The following is a 19,471-nucleotide window of genomic DNA, read 5'->3' as shown; positions in this document are numbered from 1 at the left end:
TCATATACAAAAATTGATAAAAGGCACCGAAGAGCATGCTCTCGATGCCTTTTGTCGAGTGGAACTAGGGTCTTTAGAACACGATGGTCTTATTGCCATGAACAATAATACGATCCTCTAGATGCCATTTGACAGCACGGGCAAGGACATTGCGTTCAATATTTCCTCCCATTTTCTTTAAGTCATCGACATCTGAACGATGGTCAACCCTCATCGTATCTTGTTCAATAATTGGCCCTTCATCAAGATCATTGGTTACATAATGTGAGGTTGCTCCAATTAATTTTACCCCGCGTTGATAGGCTCTTTCATAAGGTCTTGCACCGACAAAGGCAGGGAGGAAGGAATGATGGATATTGATGATTTTCATGGGATGGCTCGCAACAAAGTGCGGCGTTAAGATTTGCATGTAACGGGCGAGAACAATGACGTCGATATCATATTCTGTCAATAATTGAAGTTGTTTCTTTTCAACTTCCGTACGATTTTCTTTACTTGCAGGCAAATAATAAAAAGGGATGCCTAATTGTTCAACAAGCGGGCGGGCTGTTTCATGATTACTCACGATAAGTGGAATTTCAGCCATAAGATCACCGATTTGCCATTGCCATAACAATTCTCTAAGACAGTTTAAATCTTTTGACGCAAAGATGGCCATCCTTTTTAATTCCGATACTAAATGAAGTTCCCACGTCATAGAAAATGTCTCTGCGATAGGTTGAAAGTCTTCCATTAAGGTTTCTTTTTTATCGATTAGATCTGGAGATTCAAAGTCAATTCGAATAAAAAAGTCTCCTCCATGAGGATTAATGGAGTATTGGTTTGATTCAATAATATTTGCCCCATGGGAAAATAAAAATTCAGATACCTTTGAGATGATACCTGGCTGATCAAGGCAGCTAATGAGCAGTCGGCCTCTATTTTTATTAATTTTTTTAAAACTATTTAGTTGAGATTCTATTTCCTTAAGCACTACTTATCGTCCTCCTTATTATGTATCTCCAAAATCGGGTATGGGAACATCCTCTCTGAAAAAATTAGCCTAGGCAAGAATTCATTGCTTGTCGGACAGTTCCAAAAAATTGAAAAACATCTTTTTATTTTTGTTGGTTCATCCTTTTTAGACCTTCACGGCTCATCCACATATAGATGTACTTAATTTTTCCTTATGTTTCAAACGATTTTTCTATATTGTACACTACTTATAGATCCTGTACGACTGTTTTAATCGTCATAAAAATTTTAACGAATCACCTGTTGTTCCTGCGCTAACTGAGTCATTGTTTTAGAACTAGATGTAACAAAAATGGGTGTGTGCAAAGACATTTGATCATACAACCGCTCAACATCTTTGTTATAAAGCCGAATACACCCCGAAGAAACGTTATACCCAATCGAAGCTGGGTTATTATTCCCGTGAACGCCATATATTCGACCATTCGTTCCCCACGCATCAAACCCTATCCACCTTGTTCCTAATGGATTTTTTGGACTTCCTCCAGGTATGTTTTTCTTTATATAATAGGGGTTCTTAACCATGACGACAACATGAAATAAACCTTCAGGAGTTAATTGCGGCGTTCTTCCTGTACCTACAGGAACTTGCATCACGATTCTATTGTTTTTAATCAAAGCGAGACGATGGGTTGTTTTATTAACAATAATAAAAGCATCAGATTCATGCGTCTCAGCGAAGCTTTGAGGAAGTATAAAAGTAAACATAAGTAAGAAAATAACCACGATTTTTTTAAGCATAACAATACACTCTCCATCGACCTTTTTCGTTTAGTTTCTCTAAAAATGAGATAGTTCATCCCTAAAAGACAAGCTTTAACGAACTCATTAAATTAGAGTATAATGATTTCAAGGATTTCATTTTTAATGAGCAGGTGATTCACTTGATACTAATGATCGATAATTATGATTCATTTACATATAATCTTGTTCACTATATGGAAATACTAGGGCACACTGTCATAACAAAATACAATGACCACATCACGACTGAAGATATCATCAATCTAAATCCTGATGCCATCTGTCTTTCACCTGGACCAGGAACCCCTATAGATGCTGGGTGCTGTCTTTCAGTCGTGCATAAATTTAAAAAACAAATCCCTATTTTAGGGATTTGTCTAGGTCACCAAGTTATTGTGGAAGCATTCGGAGGACAAATCGAGAAAGCTACTCAACCGATGCATGGAAAAACAGATCAGATTTTTCATGATGGACAAACCATTTTTCAAGGATTACCAAACCCATTAAACGTGGCTCGCTATCATTCACTAGTCGCAAGTCATCCATTACCAAAAGAATTGGTTCTGTCATCAAAAACAGAAGCAAGTGAAATTATGTCAGTCAGACACTCATTTTTACCGATTGAAGGCATTCAGTTTCATCCCGAAGCGATTCAAACGGAATTTGGATTAGAGTGTCTCAAACAATTTTTTCAAACCTATGATATCGCACCAGATAAGGAGCCGTTGAAATGCAATTGAACTATTTTTTTCATCATCGGTATGGTTTGGATACTGATATTCTGTTTGAAAATCCCATTGACATCCTTTGTACTTATAAAATTAAAGACATTCCACATCTATTTAATCAGATCGAATCCTATTTAGATGATGGCTATTATGTAGCCGGATATGTCAGTTATGAGGCAGCTCCTGGATTTAATTCTGCTATGACAACACACACAGATACAAAAATGCCTTTATTGTGGTTTGGTATCTTTGAGAAGCCTAAGACGGTTTCAACTGAGGAAAAGATTCCAACCGCTCATTCACTTGCCTTTAAACCTGATGTTTCATCAGAAAGATATACTAAAGCCATCCAAACGATCCACCAGGAAATAGAAAATGGAAATACGTATCAAACCAATTACACACTCCGTTTAAATAGCCCATTTACAACGGATGCTTTGTCTTATTTTTATCAATTAAAAGAAGCCCAACGTGCAGATTTTTGCGCTTATCTCGACATTGGGGACTATCAAATTTTGTCTGCTTCACCGGAATTGTTTTTCGCATGGGACGGAGAACATATTGAAACCAAACCAATGAAGGGAACGATTCAGAGAGGGTTGACCTTCGATGAAGATCGACGACTTAAAGAAAAGTTAAAGTCTTCTACGAAGGACCAAGCTGAAAATGTAATGATCGTTGATTTATTACGTAATGATCTTAGCCGGATTGCCGAGAGAAGTTCTGTACATGTTTCAAAACTATTTGATATTGAATCTTATCCGACGGTTCATCAAATGACATCAACAATCGAAGCAAAAACAAAACCTGAAACCAATCTATTTGATATTTTTAAGGCTTTGTTTCCATGCGGCTCAATCACTGGTGCCCCGAAGGTAAAAACCATGTCCCTGATTCATGAATTAGAATCCTCCCCTCGGGAAATCTATTGCGGAACCATTGGCTATATAACGCCAGAACGCAAGGCTGTTTTTAATATTCCAATTCGGACTGTATGGATCGATAAGGAAAATGGGATGGCTCAATATGGTGTTGGCGGCGGCATTACCTGGGATTCCAATGCGAGAGATGAATATGACGAAGTTGTCGCTAAAGGAGCTGTTCTTACGGCTAAATATCCAGACTTTGATTTACTGGAAAGTCTACTATTGGAAGAAGGACAACTGGTTTTACTTGATCATCATTTGGCGAGATTAAGTCGCTCCGCCCGATATTTCCAATATAAGTTAGATATAAACAAACTCAATTTAACCTTATTGAAACTTGAAAAGCAATTTCCTGTCGGTCGCTTTAAGGTTCGTCTTATAGTCAATAAACAAGGCCATTTTTCTATCGAAACACAGCCTATCTCGACTATAGAACAAAACCAATCTATCAGATTAAGCAAGACTCCTATATCATCTAACAACGTATTTCTCTACCATAAAACGACGTTTCGAGAGGTGTATAAAGAACACAAAGAGGGACATGAGGATGTATTTGATGTTTTATTGTGGAATGAAAAGGGCCATATCACTGAATTTACAAATGGGAATGTTGTCGCCAAAATACATGATATCCTCGTGACACCGCCTATTTCTGACGGCCTTTTAGCAGGTACATTCCGAGAAAGCCTTCAACACCAAGGAAAAGTGAAAGAAAAAAGCATCACTATAGAAGATTTAAAAAATGCTAAAGAGATTTGGTTTATTAATAGCGTTAGAGGCTGGGTTAAGGTTCACTTATAACGAATTGTTCTTTTGAACCTCTCGCGTCCGAAATCCAAGAGGCAAAAATGAACACGAGGTTGAGATTGATAAATATCCCATCCTCGTGTTTTCATTTTAATTATAACTATGGTCACGGCATTTTTCCCATTATTCAAACTTCAAAGGATCCCCATTAAATGGTTCATCAGCTACTTTGATGGATTCTGTCGGACAACCTTCATAAGCATCAATTAGATCTTCATAAAGACTTTCTGCAATTTCTGCTGTCCCTTCGTTATCATCTGGTATAACAAAGGAAATACCTTCATCATCATAATCAAATATATCTGGAGCTGCCGATCCGCAAGCCCCGCACGCAATACACGTATCTTTGTCAACGATCGTAAACTTAGGCAATAATTTCATCTCCTTTAGAAAAAGGATGACATGACGACGTACCGCATTTATTTTTCGACCAAACATCCATTCAACTCGTATAAGTAGCCCCTAATCCCATTTTCTTTAATAATTTTCGATAGGCAATTGAAGTCTTATCGGCTAAAATATGCGCTTCGGCTTGTAAGTCAAGAGGGAGTTCTTCAGGCTTTTGATTTTCTACCATTTCACGATCTTCATTGAATATTTTTAAGTTAAATTCATAAACGTCTTCAATCGGTTTATCTTTATCAAAGTTTCGAGCTATCGGGCAAAAGAGCCGGGTATATCGAGCTGAAATAGGACAAGGTACATTTAATATCCAAAGGCGTCCTCCTTCTGGAAAATGAACCGTCAACCTCGCTGCCAAAGGTGGAAAAACATCAAAAACGCGAAGCCATTTAAAGTCTTTCGGTGCTTGATCTTGAAATCCTTTTGGGTAATTGCTTACATTACTTAAATACTCCGTATGCAGACCATAATCTGTTTCTTGCACTTTGTAACTTGGCACAAAAGGATTATTTCGGTCTCCAAAGGTATCTGTATGTACCCATGCAAAGTGAGCGACATCTAGGAATCCTTCCATTTGTCTCCCAGCTGATCCGGCAATGTCAATCGTAGGTGGCAAAATGGGTTGAAACTCAGCATCATCCCATACAGGAAAAGGTGGAATCTCTTCTTTTTCCCCAGAGAGAGTCGTCCAAATGAGACCGTATCTTTCAACAGTAGGATAGACATTAATACATAGACGAGGGGAAATTTTTGCACCTGGATGGGCTGGAATGGATGTACACTGGCCATCTGGTCCATAGCTAAAACCGTGATAAGGACAGACGATATTGTCTCCTTCGACCCAACCCATGCTCAGCGGTGTCCCCCGGTGGACACAAAGATCTCGTGCCACAATGGGCTTATTATTCTCTGTTCGGTAGGCTACGAGTTCAACATCAAGGAGTTTCACAGCCATTGGTTTTTCTGTGACTTCGTCTGCACGAGCAACCGGATACCAATATTGCGATAAAACACGCCAATCTTCTAAACTGAACGTACAATCACGTGGATAAGGTGTTGGGCTCTTCTTTTTTAACTTTGAATCTACCATATGATGTATCCCCCTTTGACAATACGACTAACTTCCGCGGTAAACTTGATAACTCCAAGGTGTAACGAGTAATGGAACATGATAGTGCGCGTTAGGATTTGAAATACCTACGCGTACACTAATGACATCTAAAAAAGCAGGTTCTTCTAGAGGTATATTTTGACGTTTAAAATAATCCCCAATATGAAAAAGGAGTTCATACGTTTCACTTTTTAACTCATTTTCAGATAGTAGAGGCTCATCAACCCGGCCATTTTCATTTGTCTTAACGGTTTTCAAAATATCTTTGTTGTCTGCTAGGCGAATGTCTACTTCGACATGCGCTGCGGGAACGCCATTTGCCAAATCTAATATATGTGTTGTTAATCCGGCCATCTTCTAAAAGCAACCTTTCCTTTATTAATCTTATTATTCAACCCGAATAAAAGATTCCACTTTGATTCATTATTCTCATATGTTATTTAACTTGGATTCTAAATTATCCGTCAAACGATCCTTTAGACGAAAGAAAGCAATTGTAAAAATTTCTTTCAAAGCACATTCAAATTCTTCTGCTTGGTTATGCTGTAATCTGGTTTCCATTGCTTCATATATCTCCTGCTTACTTTTTCCTTTAATAGCTAGAATGAAAGGAAAACCAAATGTCGTCATATATTGTTCGTTCATAAGCAGAAATTGATTGTATTCATCATCACTTAATTGATTAAGGCCTGCTGTTTTTTGTTCCTCCGTCGATTCATTACTCATCCGATTTCTCGTTCCCAACTTAGGGTGAGCCTTGATCAAATTTAATTGATTTTCAATCGATGATTCTCTTACAATCGTGACCATACGATCAAATAAGGCTTGAAGAGATGGATATGGACGCAGAATAATCGCCTGTTTCATAATCCAAGGAGAAGATTCAAAAACACCATCTAGGCACTTTTCACACTCGGAAGCACTTGCATGATTAAAATCTTCAATGGACATCATGGTTTCTCACTTCCTCCAATTAATTCAGTATTTTCTGTATTATAAAATTATACATCTTTTCTTTTTGTTAATAAAGTGAAAACTTTAATCACACGGATCTACTGCTTACCTAACCGTAATTTATCCTTCAGGGGAAGAATTTCTTCGTAATTTTTACCCCATATCTAGAGATAGAATTGTAAATAAATAATATTAAGAAAAATAGGGTCTATTCTAATGAATTTAACAGAAGAAATGACGGCTTTCATTGTAATAATTTACAAAATTATCTTAAATTATTGTATAATATAACCTAACAATCTATCTTTGACGTGAGGTGCTAAAAATGAAAGTAGCCGATCTCTTTCTTATCCCTGCTTTTAAAAACTTTGAAATTATAGCTGGAAAAACCGGTTTGAACCGCAATATTAACAATATAAACATGATGGATGCTCCTGATATTATTGATTTCTTAAAAAGTGATGATTTACTCGTGACATCAGGGTATCATTTGCGAAATGACCCTCAGTTCTTTGTCCTCCTTGTCAAAAACATGGCTAGGCTCGGGTGTTCTGCTATCGGTATAAAAACCGAACGCTTCTTACATGGTATTCCACAAGAGGTATGCGAACTTGCAGATAAATTAGAGTTCCCGATTATCAATATTCCTACAGAGATTCCACTCGTTGAAGTCGTCAATGAAACATTAAGTTTACTTCGAGATAATCGATTAAAAGAGTTGAAATTTGCGATTGATGCTCACGAGCAATTTACGATTCATATTATGAATGGTAAAGGGGTTCAAAAGTTACTCGAGAATCTTTCAAATATTATACAGCAGCCTCTATTACTGTTAGATCCCTATTTTAGACCTTTAATTCCAAAAAAACTAAGCAGTGAAAACCATAAAATTATTCAGTCCTGTGCTTTAATAAAAAATGACTTTTTCCTAGAAAAATCCAACTACACGTCGTTTTCATTAACTGACCCTCGCTGCACGTTGACTATTTTTCCAGTATATACGGCTGGTAATAAACAATGTTACCTTATCGCTTTAGGTGAAATTTCGTATTTCGATCGTCTCCTCATCCTAACATTGGAACAAGCGGTTAATGTTATCGCCTTTGAACTTATGAAGGAAGACGCACTCAAACAGAATGATCGTAAAATAAAACAACTCTTTTTTATGAATTTAATAAATAATGCCTTCTCTTCTGAAAAAGAGATTACTCATCGAGCCAAAGAATTTCATTTAAAAACAGATCAAAAGTATGTTTGTATTGCTGGTCAACTAGACATGCCTGATCAAACGTCTAGTTTTATTCAGTACCAAATGGAGACAAATACGATATATGACTATATGGAGGATGAGGTCAATAGCCTTCCTTTTGCTTCTCATTTCTTTATTGAAGGACAACAATGCATTATCTTATTAGAAATTGAAGATTCTGTTTCTCATGTTCACGAACAGGTATCTCCTTATCTTCATCAACTTCAAAATAAAATTCAGCACTTCTTTAACCAGTCCATATCATTTGGATTAAGTACGATTTGTCATCAATTAATGGACGTTCATGCCATTTACAAAGAAGCTTTAGATGCTCTTGATACCGGGAGACGAATAGGGAAAACCAACTTTATTGAAGGTTATGAGATTAAAGATATTACGGATATGCTTCGAATGATCCCTGTTGAGGATTTGAAAGCTTTCTATAAGAATACTCTTCAACACCTTTTTCAATATCCAAAAGATGAGGCAGAAACATTGCTGCATACGTTATTTGTTTACTTGGAATCGCATGGTCAGATTTCTGAAACATCAAAGAAACTTTTTGTTCATCGGAATACCGTTATTTATCGTTTAGAGAAGTGTGAAACGGTATTTGGCTGGGACCTTAAAGATCCCGATACGACTTTTCGATTGCGATTAGCCATGCGTATCAGACCGCTATTGAATCTTTGATAGATAAAGTGAAGCTTCCATCAGTGGGGGTTTTCTTCATCCCCCACTGATGGTTAGCTGAACCAATCGGACCTTTACGGGCAGTTGATCCCCCACCTATCTTCTTTGAATACTCTGAATCTTGAGGTGGGGGTCTTACTGCCCGTTAAGGCGGGATAAATTGAACAACGCCACCAATAAAGACCTCTACACTTTCTTTAGTTAAAATAACCAATCAGAGCTATATGATTTGTTATATTGCATAATGGCATTCCATCTTTCCTCTGCTAAAATAAAGGCATTCACGATAATGGGACTATTCCATTATTTAAGTATGAATCAAAGAGGAGGCCGTGCAATGAAAGTAAAAACCCCTTATGCGATTCAAGATGAAATCAGCAAGATGCTGGATTGGCTTGCCTCATTTGGTGCAACAGATAACAATGGCGTCACACGCCTATTATATTCTTCACCGTGGATTCGTGCTCAGCAAGACCTTAAAGAGAAGATGCATTCCTTTGGATTCCAGACACACTTCGATGACGTTGGCAATTTATTTGGCCGAATCGAAGGGACTGTTGAACGCGAACAAGTCATTCTGACAGGATCACATATTGACAGTGTTATTGAAGGCGGAAAATATGATGGGGCTTATGGGATTGTGGCTAGCTTACTTGCTGCAAAGGAACTTTTTCATAAGTATGGAAAACCTAAAAAAACCATTGAAGTTGTTTCCTTATGTGAAGAAGAAGGAAGCCGATTTCCTCTTTCCTTTTGGGGATCTGGAAGTATAACGGGAAAACATCATTTTGACGAAATATATTCCCTAACTGATAATGACGGCATCCCATTCAAAAAAGCCATGGCATCGGCAGGATTTGGTCTTAATAACTATCCAAATCCTAGACGAGATGATATCGCTTGTTTTCTCGAAGTTCACGTAGAACAAGGCATCATTCTTGAAAATAGCAAGCAAACACTCGGTGTGGTTAGTCATATTGTCGGTCAAAAGCGATTTACGATTACGCTTACGGGGCAAAGCAATCACGCAGGTACGACGCCCATGAATGCAAGAAAAGATGCGCTCGCTACCGCCTGTGATTTAATCCACCATTTGACGAATAAAGCAAAACAACAAAGTGATCTCGTCGCCACCGTGGGTAACATTCAAGTTAAACCCAATGTTGTTAATGTTGTGGCGGGTGAGGCGACTTTTACATTAGACGTTAGACATCATCAACAAGAGTCGTTAACGACCTTTTGTTCAGAGGTTTTTGATTATTTCCAAAAGGTAACAGATGAACAACATATAAAATTAAACATTGAGCAATGGATGGATGATAAACCTGTCAAAATGGATGAGACGCTCATGTCGAAAATGACTGACATCATTAAAAAAGAAAAAATTCCATTTAGACAGATGGTGAGTGGTGCAGGTCATGATTCACAGGTCTTTGGTACATTCTGCCCGACTGCTCTATTATTTGTTCCTAGCCATCAAGGCATTAGTCATTCACCCAAAGAATACACAACGCCAGAAGATCTGGCTACAGGTGTAAATATTCTCACGTCTTTCTTATATGAACTCGCTTACACCTAATAGACTATGAATATCACACTATTCTATCAACATATTTTGAGTTAAGAAGAAATGAGGTAAAATAAATGAATGAACTAAACACTCCCCTTCGAACGATTATGACACCGGGACCAGTAGAGGTTGATCCTCGCGTCCTACGTGCCATGAGTACGCCTATTTTAGGTCAATTCGATCCAGAGTTTACTAAAATCATGAATGAAAATATGGCTATGATCCGTGAGCTTTATCAAACTAAAAACCACTGGGCTTATCCTATTGATGGAACCTCTCGTTCAGGTCTCGAAGCCGTCATAGCAAGTCTTATTCAACCCGGGGACAATGTTCTCATTCCCATTTTTGGACGATTTGGCCATCTATTCGCTGAGATCTGTGAACGCTATGGCGCCGTGATCCATACGATCGAATGCCCATGGGGAGACGTCTTTGACCCAGAAGACATCATATCCGAAATGGATCGAGTCAAACCAAAATTCGTAACGCTAGTCCATGGTGAAACATCAACAGGACGCATGCAGCCTTTAGAAAAAGTCGGCCATGCCTGCCGTGAACGTGATGTTATCCTCATTGTTGATGCTGTCGCAACGATCGGCGGAGCAGATGTCAAGGTGGACGACTGGTGTCTAGACGCTGTGATAGGGGGCTCCCAAAAATGTCTTTCTGTTCCTTCTGGAATGGCTCCCATTACGTATAATGACCGGGTAGAAAAAATTATTTTATCTCGAAAAAAGGTTGAACGAGGCATCGCAACAGAGGAGGATCATAAACAATTCACCTCTTCCCCCATTCGAAGCAACTATTTCGATTTAAGTCAACTGCAAGACTACTGGAGTGACCGCAGGTTAAATCACCATACAGAAGCAACCTCGATGAACTATGCCCTAAGGGAAGGTCTCCGTCTCATCCTAGAAGAAGGTCTTGAGGCTCGTTTTCGGCGACATAAGCTCCATGAAAAGGCCTTGGTCGCTGGAATTGAAGCGATGGGGCTTACTCTATTTGGGGATCCAACATGTAAAATGCCAACCGTAACCTGTGTGAATGTACCAAAAGGTGTTGATCCCGATGCTGTACGAAACACGTTGCTCAATGAATTTGGGATTGAAATTGCAGGTTCCTTCGGTTCACTTCAAGGAAAAATATGGCGCATCGGTACGATGGGCTATAGCTGTCGAAAAGAAAATGTCCTTTTTGTTCTTGCCGGTTTGGAGGCAACCCTTATACAACAAGGTTTTGCGGTTAACCGCGGAGAAGCTCTTCAAGCAGCACTACAAGTCTATGTATCACAGAAGAAACAAAAAGTCATTGGTTAATTATTCGAGACCGAGAATGATAGATTAAAAGGAGTGTGAGTAAGGTGCCCTACGATCAAATTATTAAAAATGGTCACGTTGTTTTAGATTCAGAAATTAAAAAAGTCGATATAGGGATTCAAAATGGCGTTATCACATCAATGAGCGATCAACTCACAGACTCTCATAATATTCTTGATGCAGAAGGTCATTATATTTTCCCAGGAATGATTGACACACATGTTCATTTTAATGAACCTGGGCGAGAAGTTTGGGAAGGTTTTAAAACCGGTTCTGAACTCCTTGCTGCCGGTGGTTGCACGACCTTCTTTGATATGCCTCTAAATGGGATTCCTTCAACGGTGACAAGAGAAGCCCTTTTTGATAAAGCAGCGATAGGTGAATCGAAATCGATCATTGATTTTGGTTTATGGGGAGGTCTTGTCCCCGGACATCTTGATGATTTGGAGAAACTTGCTGAAGGTGGTGTCATTGGATTCAAAGCCTTTCTATCTCCTTCAGGTAACGTTGAGTTTGAGGCGGCAGATGATTTCACCCTTCTTTCTGGCATGAAAAAAATCGCCAAATTAGATCGTATATTAGCCTTACATGCTGAGAGTGGTCCACTGGTTACGTTTCTAGCTCAAGAAAAGGCAAACAAAGGACTCACAAGCTGTGATGACTACTTAGAATCAAGGCCTATTCAAGCAGAGGTAGAAGCTGTCTCACGCGCCATTAACTATGCTGAGATCACAGGATGCACCTTGCACTTTGTTCATATTAGTAGTCCTGAAGCGGTACAGATCATTCAATCTGCTAAACAAAAAGGTTTAGACGTCACTCTCGAAACATGTCCTCATTACCTGCTCTTTAATCATGAAGACTTAAAACGACTTGGTCCGATTGCGAAATGTGCCCCTCCGCTTCGTTTACCTGAAACACAAAAAGCCTTGATTGAGGAGCTCATTAACGGAAATATTGACATGATTACATCCGATCACTCCCCTTCACCTTGGTCAGATAAAGATAAAGATAATATTTTTGAAGCATGGGGTGGAATTAACGGTGGACAATTTTCTCTTTTGAGCATGATCGAGCTTGCTTTAAATCACCGCGTCCCACTTCAGAATGTGGCTAAATGGACTGCAAAAGCACCTGCTGAGCGTTACGGGTTAAGCCCTAAAAAAGGCAGCATCCAAATTGGCGCTGATGCTGATTTTGCTATAGTTAGTTTAAAAGAGTCGCATACCATTACAAAACAAGATTTATTTGCTAAACACAAATATAGCCTGTTCGAAAATCATACCTTCCCATGTAAAATAAAAACCACAATCCATCGTGGTCAAGTGGTCTATTCAGACGGAAGAATGATCAATGATAAGGTCCGTGGCCAATGGTTAAAACATGACGTTTACCAACCAAATTAGACAATTTATCCCGCCTAACGGCAAGTAAAGACCCCCACCTCAAGATTCTGAGTAATCAAAGAAGATAGGTGGGGAATCAACTGCCCGTAAAGGTCCGATTGGTTCAGCTAACCATCAGTGGGGGATGAAGAAAACCCCACTGATGGAAGTTTCACATTATCTTTCAAGAAACGAGATAAAACAGATAAGATCCCCCTTCAATTCTATGAATATGGGGATCTTATTTCTATACAGATTAAAATTGTCTTTACGTACTTTTAACTTCGAGGCATATTTAATCGTAGCTTGTTGCCGAACAAAAATCGAGCAATGGACGCGCCATCTAAAAGTTCTTTAATCTTATAAAAAACACCGTTCGAGTTGAACGGTGTTTTTATGGTTAGCAAACTTCTTTTATTTTTAGGAGTTTTTCTACACTAACTAATTGAATACAAACACAAAGAACTTGAATCGCAAGTTCCAACTCTTCTAAAGAAGGAAAGGTTGGTGCTATACGGATATTCCGATCTCTAGGATCCTTACGATAAGGGAAGGTTGCACCGGCCCCTGTCAAAGTAACCCCAGCTTCGGCTGCCAATGCAACGATGTCTTTTGCGGTACCATCAAGCGTATTGAGACTAATGAAGTAACCACCATTCGGTTTACTCCATGTTGCAATGTGCTTGCCCTCTAACTCAGAATCAAAAAGCTCTAACACTTTATCAAACTTAGGCTTAATAATGTCGGCTTGCTTTTTCATATGATCTTTTAAGCCTTCGAAGTCTTTGAAAAAAAGTACATGTCTAAGTTGATTAATTTTATCCGGACCAATCGTTTGTGCTGACAATTGCTTTTTAGTATGTTGAATATTTTCCTTACTTGACCCCATGACGGCTACACCAGAACCTGGGAAGCTAATTTTTGAAGTGGAACCAAATAAGAAAGGACGATTTGGATGACCCGCCTCTTTACATGCATGAAGAATATTTTTCAACTGGTCTGGTTTGTCTGTTAAATGGTGAACGGCATATGCATTATCCCAAAAGATTCGGAAATCTTTTGCTTTTGTTTCCATTTTAGCCAGGCGATCAACAACTTCATCTGAGTAGGTTACACCTTCAGGATTACTGTACTTTGGTACACACCAAATCCCTTTGATGGTTTCATCCTCACTCACAAGTTGCTCTACTTGATCCATGTTAGGGCCATCTTTAAGCATATCAACAATGATCATTTCGATACCAAAAAATTCGCATAAGCTAAAATGGCGGTCATAGCCAGGACTTGGGCACAAAAATTTAATTTTTGGATAGTGACCCCAAGGTTGATCGCCACCTGGTACCCCTTTAAACATGGCTCTAAAAATCGTATCATGCATCATATTCAGACTGGAGTTACCGCCAATAATGATTTCATCGGTGCTGACCTCAAGTAAAGGAGCTAATAATTCTTTTGCCTCTACAAGACCATCTATACCACCATAATTCCGACAATCGATACCTTCTTGTGATATTAAAGATGAATCAGACTTTATTGTATCTAGCATGCCCATCGACAAATCTAGTTGTTCTGGGCAAGGTTTACCTCTTGCCATATTTAATGACAACCTCTTACTCTTATATTCTTCATATTTTTCTTGTAAATTTGCTTTTAGGTCATTCAATTCAACGACGCTTAACGTGTTGAAGTCAGTCATGTTGCGGCCTCCTCGTCACCAAGCACAAAAATAGTGAATAACACTTTAATATATTTATATAATCCTATCATACAAGGATACCGGATATTAAACAACTTCATATTGAATGAGTTTTCTACTCGAAGTCATCTTTTTGAAGTTTAATTATAATAAAAACATATAATTATGATTGGAAAATATGTTAGTTAAGGGATAAGCGTTAAAATTTGGTGATTAGTCTAAACAATAAAAAAATCTAGTCACAATCAATCACTCTATCATATTCCGAAAATAGCCTTTCACTGAATTTTCATATTTTCTTTCCCGATACTACATGGGTCTTAAGGATTAATGATCTAATCTTTCAAGGGCACGTTCTGCGAGTAGTGCAAAGAATTTGGCACTTGGAAGTAAGGCGGCATCGTCAACTGTGAATTTAGGGTGGTGTAAATTATATGGCTGTGAAGTCCCGATATCTACAAACGTTCCTGGTATCTGTTGTTGATAAAATGCGAAATCCTCTCCACCTGCAGATGGTTCAATTTCAACTGTACTAAAACCACTTTCCTTAGCCACATCAAATGTGAATGGTGTCCAGCCTTTATCATTAACAACAGATGGCGGACCTGGGTGCCATGTAAGAGTTGCTTTTGCTCCAAATGTCGTGGCAATCCCTTCAATGATCGTCCTGATACGTTTTGGAATTTCCTCTCGAATGATGTCACTAAACGTTCGAACGGTTCCTTCTAGATAAGCTGTACTCGGAATAACATTCCAAGTATTTCCGCTTTGAATGTGTGTGACACTAACAACTGCACTATCTTGCCAATCAATATTTCGGCTAACAATGGACTGTAAGGCCGTGATAATATGGCCTGTAACCAATATGGGATCTATACCTAAATCAGGATGAGCCGCATGGGTTCCAATCCCCTCCACATGAATTTCAAATCGATCGACGCCAGCGGAAGATGGACCGATTCGGGTCCCTAGCTCCCCTAACTTCAATGAGGGTTTATTATGCAAACCAAAGATCGCTTGTACATTTTTCAACCCTTGTGAATTCAAAACGGCTTTAGCACCATGCCCTGTTTCTTCTGCAGGTTGGAATATAATACGAACCGTCCCTTTTAGGAAGGATTCCTTTTGTTTGAGAAGATAGGCCGCTCCTAGAATTGAAGCTGTATGGAAATCATGACCACATGCATGCATGACTCCATCATATTTTGAACGATAAGACACGTCTGCTTCCTCATGTATAGGCAAAGCATCAATGTCTCCACGAATAGCGATGACCGGTCCTGTTGGATTTCCTGATACTTCCGCAATTAGTCCTGTTCTTAATGGAACATCAAGAATACGAATATTAGCTTTATTTAGCCAGTTTCTTATTTTCTTTGTTGTTTCAAATTCTTCGTTTGAGAGTTCTGGTTCCGAATGAAGGTCATGCCTAACGGAAATAAGTTCTTCCTCCAAATTTTCAATAATCTTGATCAATGTATCTTGGGACATTATCGATCCCCCTTTTTTTAAAAGTTCTCTTTATTCGATTTCGCCATTTCTATTAAAATTCCTTCTTAAAGTGCGTGTTCAAAAAGGTAACAAATTAGAAGCAAGAAGATCAAGGCGGCGCTGTTTTGAGGACCGGACTTCCACAGGATGTGGTGGCTTTAGGCGCCAGCCGCCACAGGACGTGAGCGATTTTAGCTGAAGATCCTCTTGGATAGCGTCGGAGATTCGTAGCTTATCATTTGGTGACTTTTTGAACAACCTCTTAAACAGATCTACACTATTAGTCATTAACCTACTATTCATCAACTTCTTGACGCCACTATTTTTTCATAGGCCTCTTTAATCTCTTTAATTTTCTGGTTAGCCTTTTCAATGACCTCTTTAGGCACTTGTTGGCTCATATATTGATCTGGGTGATTCTCTTTGATTAATTGTCGATATCTCTTTTTTACCGTTTGTAAAGAGTCACTCTGACTGCATCCTAAAATACGATAGCAGTCATCCAGACTTTGTTCCTTTTCGGCTGTATATTGATTCTGTCCTTGACCAAGACCAAATTGCTTAATCGCAAATGAAAGAATTTCTTCTTGTTTCGGATGGATAGAGCCATCTACCCTCGCAATTTGAAGTAGTGCTTCGACAATATAGGCTAATGTATTGATATCTTGATATAACTCTTGATAAAGTTGCCTAATAATCGTCACATACGTTTCAGGCGATTTTTTTGCCAAATTAAATGTTTTTCTAATTAACCGAAGATCCGTTTCACTCGGTCTCAGGCTTGTCTTAATAATTTCATCTACCTTATGAATCTCTCGTTTACTAACAACACCATCCGCTTTCGCCATTTTTGCAAACAATTTGACGATCAGTTCAACACCATAAGGGAGAGATGATGAATCATCATAATAATGGGAAGCATTATCTTCCTCGTCATATCGAAAATCCTGTTGACAATTTGGACACTGCCAGATACCTGAACTTGTAACCAACACGTTAGTACCACAGTGAGGACATACTACCCAAATCCGATGATGATTTTGGTTGTCTGAATGTTTCGGCTCAGTAAATGGTCCACCATATTGTCTTGGCTGTCTAACAGTTGGAAGAAATAATAAGATGAGGATACCAAAGATATTGATAATGAACCCAATAGCGAACCAAATGACAACATTTCTATTTTTAAAGGATGCAATGACTGAAGCAATAACACCCATAAGTAACATATAAAAAAAGCCCATCTTATAAACACCTTTCTAGAACCTAAAAATCAATACGGTTAAAGTCATTGATAAACATTGTGTACGTCAAACCGTATGATTAGAAGTTTGAAAATCAGATATATGAAGATACCATCATGAATGCTATGAAACTCTGCAAAACAAGACCAACCAGACTACAAATAAACCCTGCGATAGAAAGTCCACTTAAAGGCTGTTTCGTTTCTTTTGCCACTTTTATACTACTATATGTAAAAATTAGTCCTAGCACGGCCAATATTAATCCTAGAATCGGAATAAATACGGATAATATTCCTAATGTTAACGAAGCAATCGCATAATAATGGCTTTTCAATTCACTTTCACCACCTTAACTAGTTTTACGATATTTAGATACATAAGTTTCAGTCTCAACACAAGCTGGTTTTTTTAAATCTTGATACTTACATATAATCATACAATTAGGTTAAAGTGAAAATCATTTATCTCCATGACTATCATAATACTATGCTATCTTTAAATTAATTTGAACGAAAATAAATGAAGAAGTGAATTATTTTATGAGCGAAGAAAGAATTGAAAGAATTGAAAACAAATTGAGTAAGTTAGATACAAAACTTGGGCAAAAATTATTTTGTAAATCTATATGAAAGACAATCTAAAAGAAAAAGTCCTCACCGATGTAAAGTTAACATCAGCGAGGACTTTATTTTATTAACCTACTAACCTACTGTATTTTCATATGCAAATCTCCAGCCTTTGCCCATCCCAAGCGTTTAATAACAAAATAAAGCGCAAGTGATAAGGCTAATGGAAGAATGACACCGATTGAGATATAGATTATAAATCCACTGATCCCTTGAGTCGCTAAGATATGAAGTGGAGCTATTAATGAATTAAGTCCTAAGCCAGCGAGTTCATAAGATGACTCAAAGTTAAAGGCAAGCGTAGCTATAGGTGCACAAATCATCGCCGTAATGAAAGTTGGTATCATCAGTAACGGATTCTTAACGAGATTAGGAAACTGGACTTTCGGTGTGACAACGGATTGAGCTAAAAATCCACCAATGTCATTTTGTCTCAACGACATAGCCGTAAAGCCGACAAATTGAACTGTACATCCAATCAATGCAGCAGCACTTGAAACTGGGTCCATTTGAAGCGCAATGGCCAAAGCAACAGATGATGCAGGTGACATTAACAAGATACTCCAAACAAGGGCAATAACCACGGAACCAAGAAGAGGTGAACCGGTCACTGATGAAGTGATTTGTCCACTTAGCCACTGTAAAAATGGCGTTGTTACAGCATTTAAGCCAACACCGGCAAGTCCGCCAACAAATACAGAAGCAAACGGAATCGCCATCATATCCAACTTCGTTTTGCCTGTGATCCAATTACCGACGATTGTAGCAAGTACTGCTGCAAGGAGAGCACTGATGGGTTGTCCAGACACGATCGTGAATGCTCCGCCATCTATAGCATGAACAGCTCCTCCTCCAACGGTAGCACAGACGATGGCACTAAACATAACGAGTGTATTACCTTTAAGTTGGTGTGCAATTCCTGCACCTATCGCAGGGGCTAGCAATACTTTGGCAACGGCGCCTATCGTTAAGAACGCTGCCATTCCTGTGAATTTACCTAGTGTTTCAAATAACAAACCAACCCCTAGAGTCACTAATACCGCGTTTGCAATTCCTGTAGATACTCTATACATTTGATCAATTAAGTTCTTATTCATGGTTCTATCTCCTCTGACTAAAATATATACTTATTTTTTCTAAAATATCAGACATCTCAAGGGTAATAAAAAACCCTCCTATTTTGGATGGGCGCGGTTTGCTTTATACTATTAGAGCGCCATGTACTTTTTAGAAGGGGCTCTAATTAGACCATATTCGATTATGGATTATTTAGAGTCCCTATATAATTGATAGATCATTTATAATTCCCAGAAGATTGACTTCAATAATTTGAATCAGGTTCATTACCTTCACCTCAATTGTTGTGTTGATTGCTATATTATCAGAATTTTTATACTTGGTAAACAACAAAACTTCTATAGATAATTGCTTTAACTATCAATATTTTCTTAGTTGACAGATATGTAAGAAAAGAGTTAAAGATACTATTAAAACCAGTTTAATTAATTTTCAAGAAAA

At 38.4% G+C, this 19,471-nt stretch carries 17 protein-coding genes; 6 read left to right on the top strand and 11 right to left on the bottom strand.

Features of this window, described 5'->3' with window-relative positions; all coding sequences use genetic code 11:
- Positions 1 to 73 precede the first annotated feature (73 nt).
- Positions 74 to 973, bottom strand: coding sequence for a formyltetrahydrofolate deformylase (purU, locus tag GMB86_RS02355; protein ID WP_329602714.1), 900 nt, complete (start codon positions 971 to 973; stop codon positions 74 to 76).
- A gap of 269 nt (positions 974 to 1,242) precedes the next feature.
- Positions 1,243 to 1,755: a L,D-transpeptidase gene (locus tag GMB86_RS02350; RefSeq protein WP_155216456.1), complete on the bottom strand. Its 513-nt coding sequence runs from the start codon at positions 1,753 to 1,755 to the stop codon at positions 1,243 to 1,245.
- Between the two features lie 143 nt (positions 1,756 to 1,898).
- On the opposite strand from GMB86_RS02350, the gene GMB86_RS02345 reads away from it, so the two are divergent.
- Together GMB86_RS02345 and pabB are read left to right on the top strand one after the other, a co-directional pair.
- Positions 1,899 to 2,498, top strand: coding sequence for an anthranilate synthase component II (locus GMB86_RS02345; RefSeq protein ID WP_155216454.1), 600 nt, complete (start codon positions 1,899 to 1,901; stop codon positions 2,496 to 2,498).
- Positions 2,489 to 4,213, top strand: coding sequence for an aminodeoxychorismate synthase component I (pabB, locus tag GMB86_RS02340; RefSeq protein WP_155216452.1), 1,725 nt, complete (start codon positions 2,489 to 2,491; stop codon positions 4,211 to 4,213). The genes GMB86_RS02345 and pabB overlap by 10 nt, the downstream gene beginning before the upstream one ends.
- Before the next feature lie 129 nt (positions 4,214 to 4,342).
- Here pabB and GMB86_RS02335 read toward each other — a convergent pair whose 3' ends face one another.
- The 4 genes from GMB86_RS02335 to uraD all read right to left on the bottom strand — a co-directional run bounded on the left by GMB86_RS02335 (position 4,343) and on the right by uraD (position 6,686).
- A complete protein-coding gene (locus tag GMB86_RS02335; protein ID WP_141189806.1) occupies positions 4,343 to 4,591 on the bottom strand; it encodes a ferredoxin in 249 nt (82 codons plus the stop codon).
- A 70-nt stretch (positions 4,592 to 4,661) separates the two neighbouring features.
- Positions 4,662 to 5,711, bottom strand: a complete 1,050-nt coding sequence (locus tag GMB86_RS02330) for an aromatic ring-hydroxylating dioxygenase subunit alpha (protein WP_155216450.1) — start codon at positions 5,709 to 5,711, stop codon at positions 4,662 to 4,664.
- Between the two features lie 27 nt (positions 5,712 to 5,738).
- Positions 5,739 to 6,086: a hydroxyisourate hydrolase gene (uraH, locus tag GMB86_RS02325; RefSeq protein ID WP_155216448.1), complete on the bottom strand. Its 348-nt coding sequence runs from the start codon at positions 6,084 to 6,086 to the stop codon at positions 5,739 to 5,741.
- 75 nt (positions 6,087 to 6,161) lie between these two features.
- Positions 6,162 to 6,686: a 2-oxo-4-hydroxy-4-carboxy-5-ureidoimidazoline decarboxylase gene (gene uraD, locus GMB86_RS02320; RefSeq protein WP_155216446.1), complete on the bottom strand. Its 525-nt coding sequence runs from the start codon at positions 6,684 to 6,686 to the stop codon at positions 6,162 to 6,164.
- Between the two features lie 325 nt (positions 6,687 to 7,011).
- Between uraD and GMB86_RS02315 the strand changes: the two genes are divergently transcribed.
- The 4 genes from GMB86_RS02315 (at position 7,012) to GMB86_RS02300 (ending at position 12,920) form a co-directional block, all read left to right on the top strand.
- Complete coding sequence (locus GMB86_RS02315) at positions 7,012 to 8,628, top strand: PucR family transcriptional regulator (RefSeq protein WP_155216444.1); 1,617 nt, start codon at positions 7,012 to 7,014, stop codon at positions 8,626 to 8,628.
- 337 nt (positions 8,629 to 8,965) lie between these two features.
- Positions 8,966 to 10,207 (top strand): allantoate deiminase, encoded by a 1,242-nt coding sequence (gene allC / locus GMB86_RS02310; protein WP_155216442.1) that lies wholly within the window; start codon positions 8,966 to 8,968, stop codon positions 10,205 to 10,207.
- A gap of 65 nt (positions 10,208 to 10,272) precedes the next feature.
- Positions 10,273 to 11,514: a pyridoxal-phosphate-dependent aminotransferase family protein gene (locus GMB86_RS02305; protein ID WP_155216440.1), complete on the top strand. Its 1,242-nt coding sequence runs from the start codon at positions 10,273 to 10,275 to the stop codon at positions 11,512 to 11,514.
- Positions 11,515 to 11,558: 44 nt separating this feature from the next.
- Entirely contained in the window at positions 11,559 to 12,920 is a 1,362-nt protein-coding gene (locus GMB86_RS02300; RefSeq protein ID WP_329602713.1) for an allantoinase, read from the top strand.
- Positions 12,921 to 13,299: 379 nt separating this feature from the next.
- Here the strand turns inward: GMB86_RS02300 and GMB86_RS02295 are convergent, their stop codons facing one another.
- The 5 genes from GMB86_RS02295 to GMB86_RS02275 all read right to left on the bottom strand — a co-directional run bounded on the left by GMB86_RS02295 (position 13,300) and on the right by GMB86_RS02275 (position 19,050).
- Complete coding sequence (locus GMB86_RS02295) at positions 13,300 to 14,595, bottom strand: aminotransferase class I/II-fold pyridoxal phosphate-dependent enzyme (RefSeq protein WP_155216438.1); 1,296 nt, start codon at positions 14,593 to 14,595, stop codon at positions 13,300 to 13,302.
- A 327-nt stretch (positions 14,596 to 14,922) separates the two neighbouring features.
- Positions 14,923 to 16,071: an amidohydrolase gene (locus GMB86_RS02290; RefSeq protein ID WP_155216768.1), complete on the bottom strand. Its 1,149-nt coding sequence runs from the start codon at positions 16,069 to 16,071 to the stop codon at positions 14,923 to 14,925.
- 317 nt (positions 16,072 to 16,388) lie between these two features.
- On the bottom strand, positions 16,389 to 17,327 hold the full coding sequence (locus GMB86_RS02285) for a TerB family tellurite resistance protein (protein WP_155216436.1): 939 nt from the start codon (positions 17,325 to 17,327) through the stop codon (positions 16,389 to 16,391).
- Between the two features lie 94 nt (positions 17,328 to 17,421).
- Complete coding sequence (locus tag GMB86_RS02280; protein WP_155216434.1) at positions 17,422 to 17,661, bottom strand: DUF4190 domain-containing protein; 240 nt, start codon at positions 17,659 to 17,661, stop codon at positions 17,422 to 17,424.
- A gap of 372 nt (positions 17,662 to 18,033) precedes the next feature.
- Positions 18,034 to 19,050 (bottom strand): PTS transporter subunit IIC, encoded by a 1,017-nt coding sequence (locus GMB86_RS02275; RefSeq protein ID WP_155216432.1) that lies wholly within the window; start codon positions 19,048 to 19,050, stop codon positions 18,034 to 18,036.
- Positions 19,051 to 19,471: the final 421 nt, after the last annotated feature.

The sequence above is a fragment of the Terrilactibacillus tamarindi genome (assembly GCF_009718825.1).
Classification (GTDB): domain Bacteria; phylum Bacillota; class Bacilli; order Bacillales; family Sporolactobacillaceae; genus Terrilactibacillus; species Terrilactibacillus tamarindi.
This window is presented reverse-complemented; position numbering and strand designations above follow the sequence as displayed.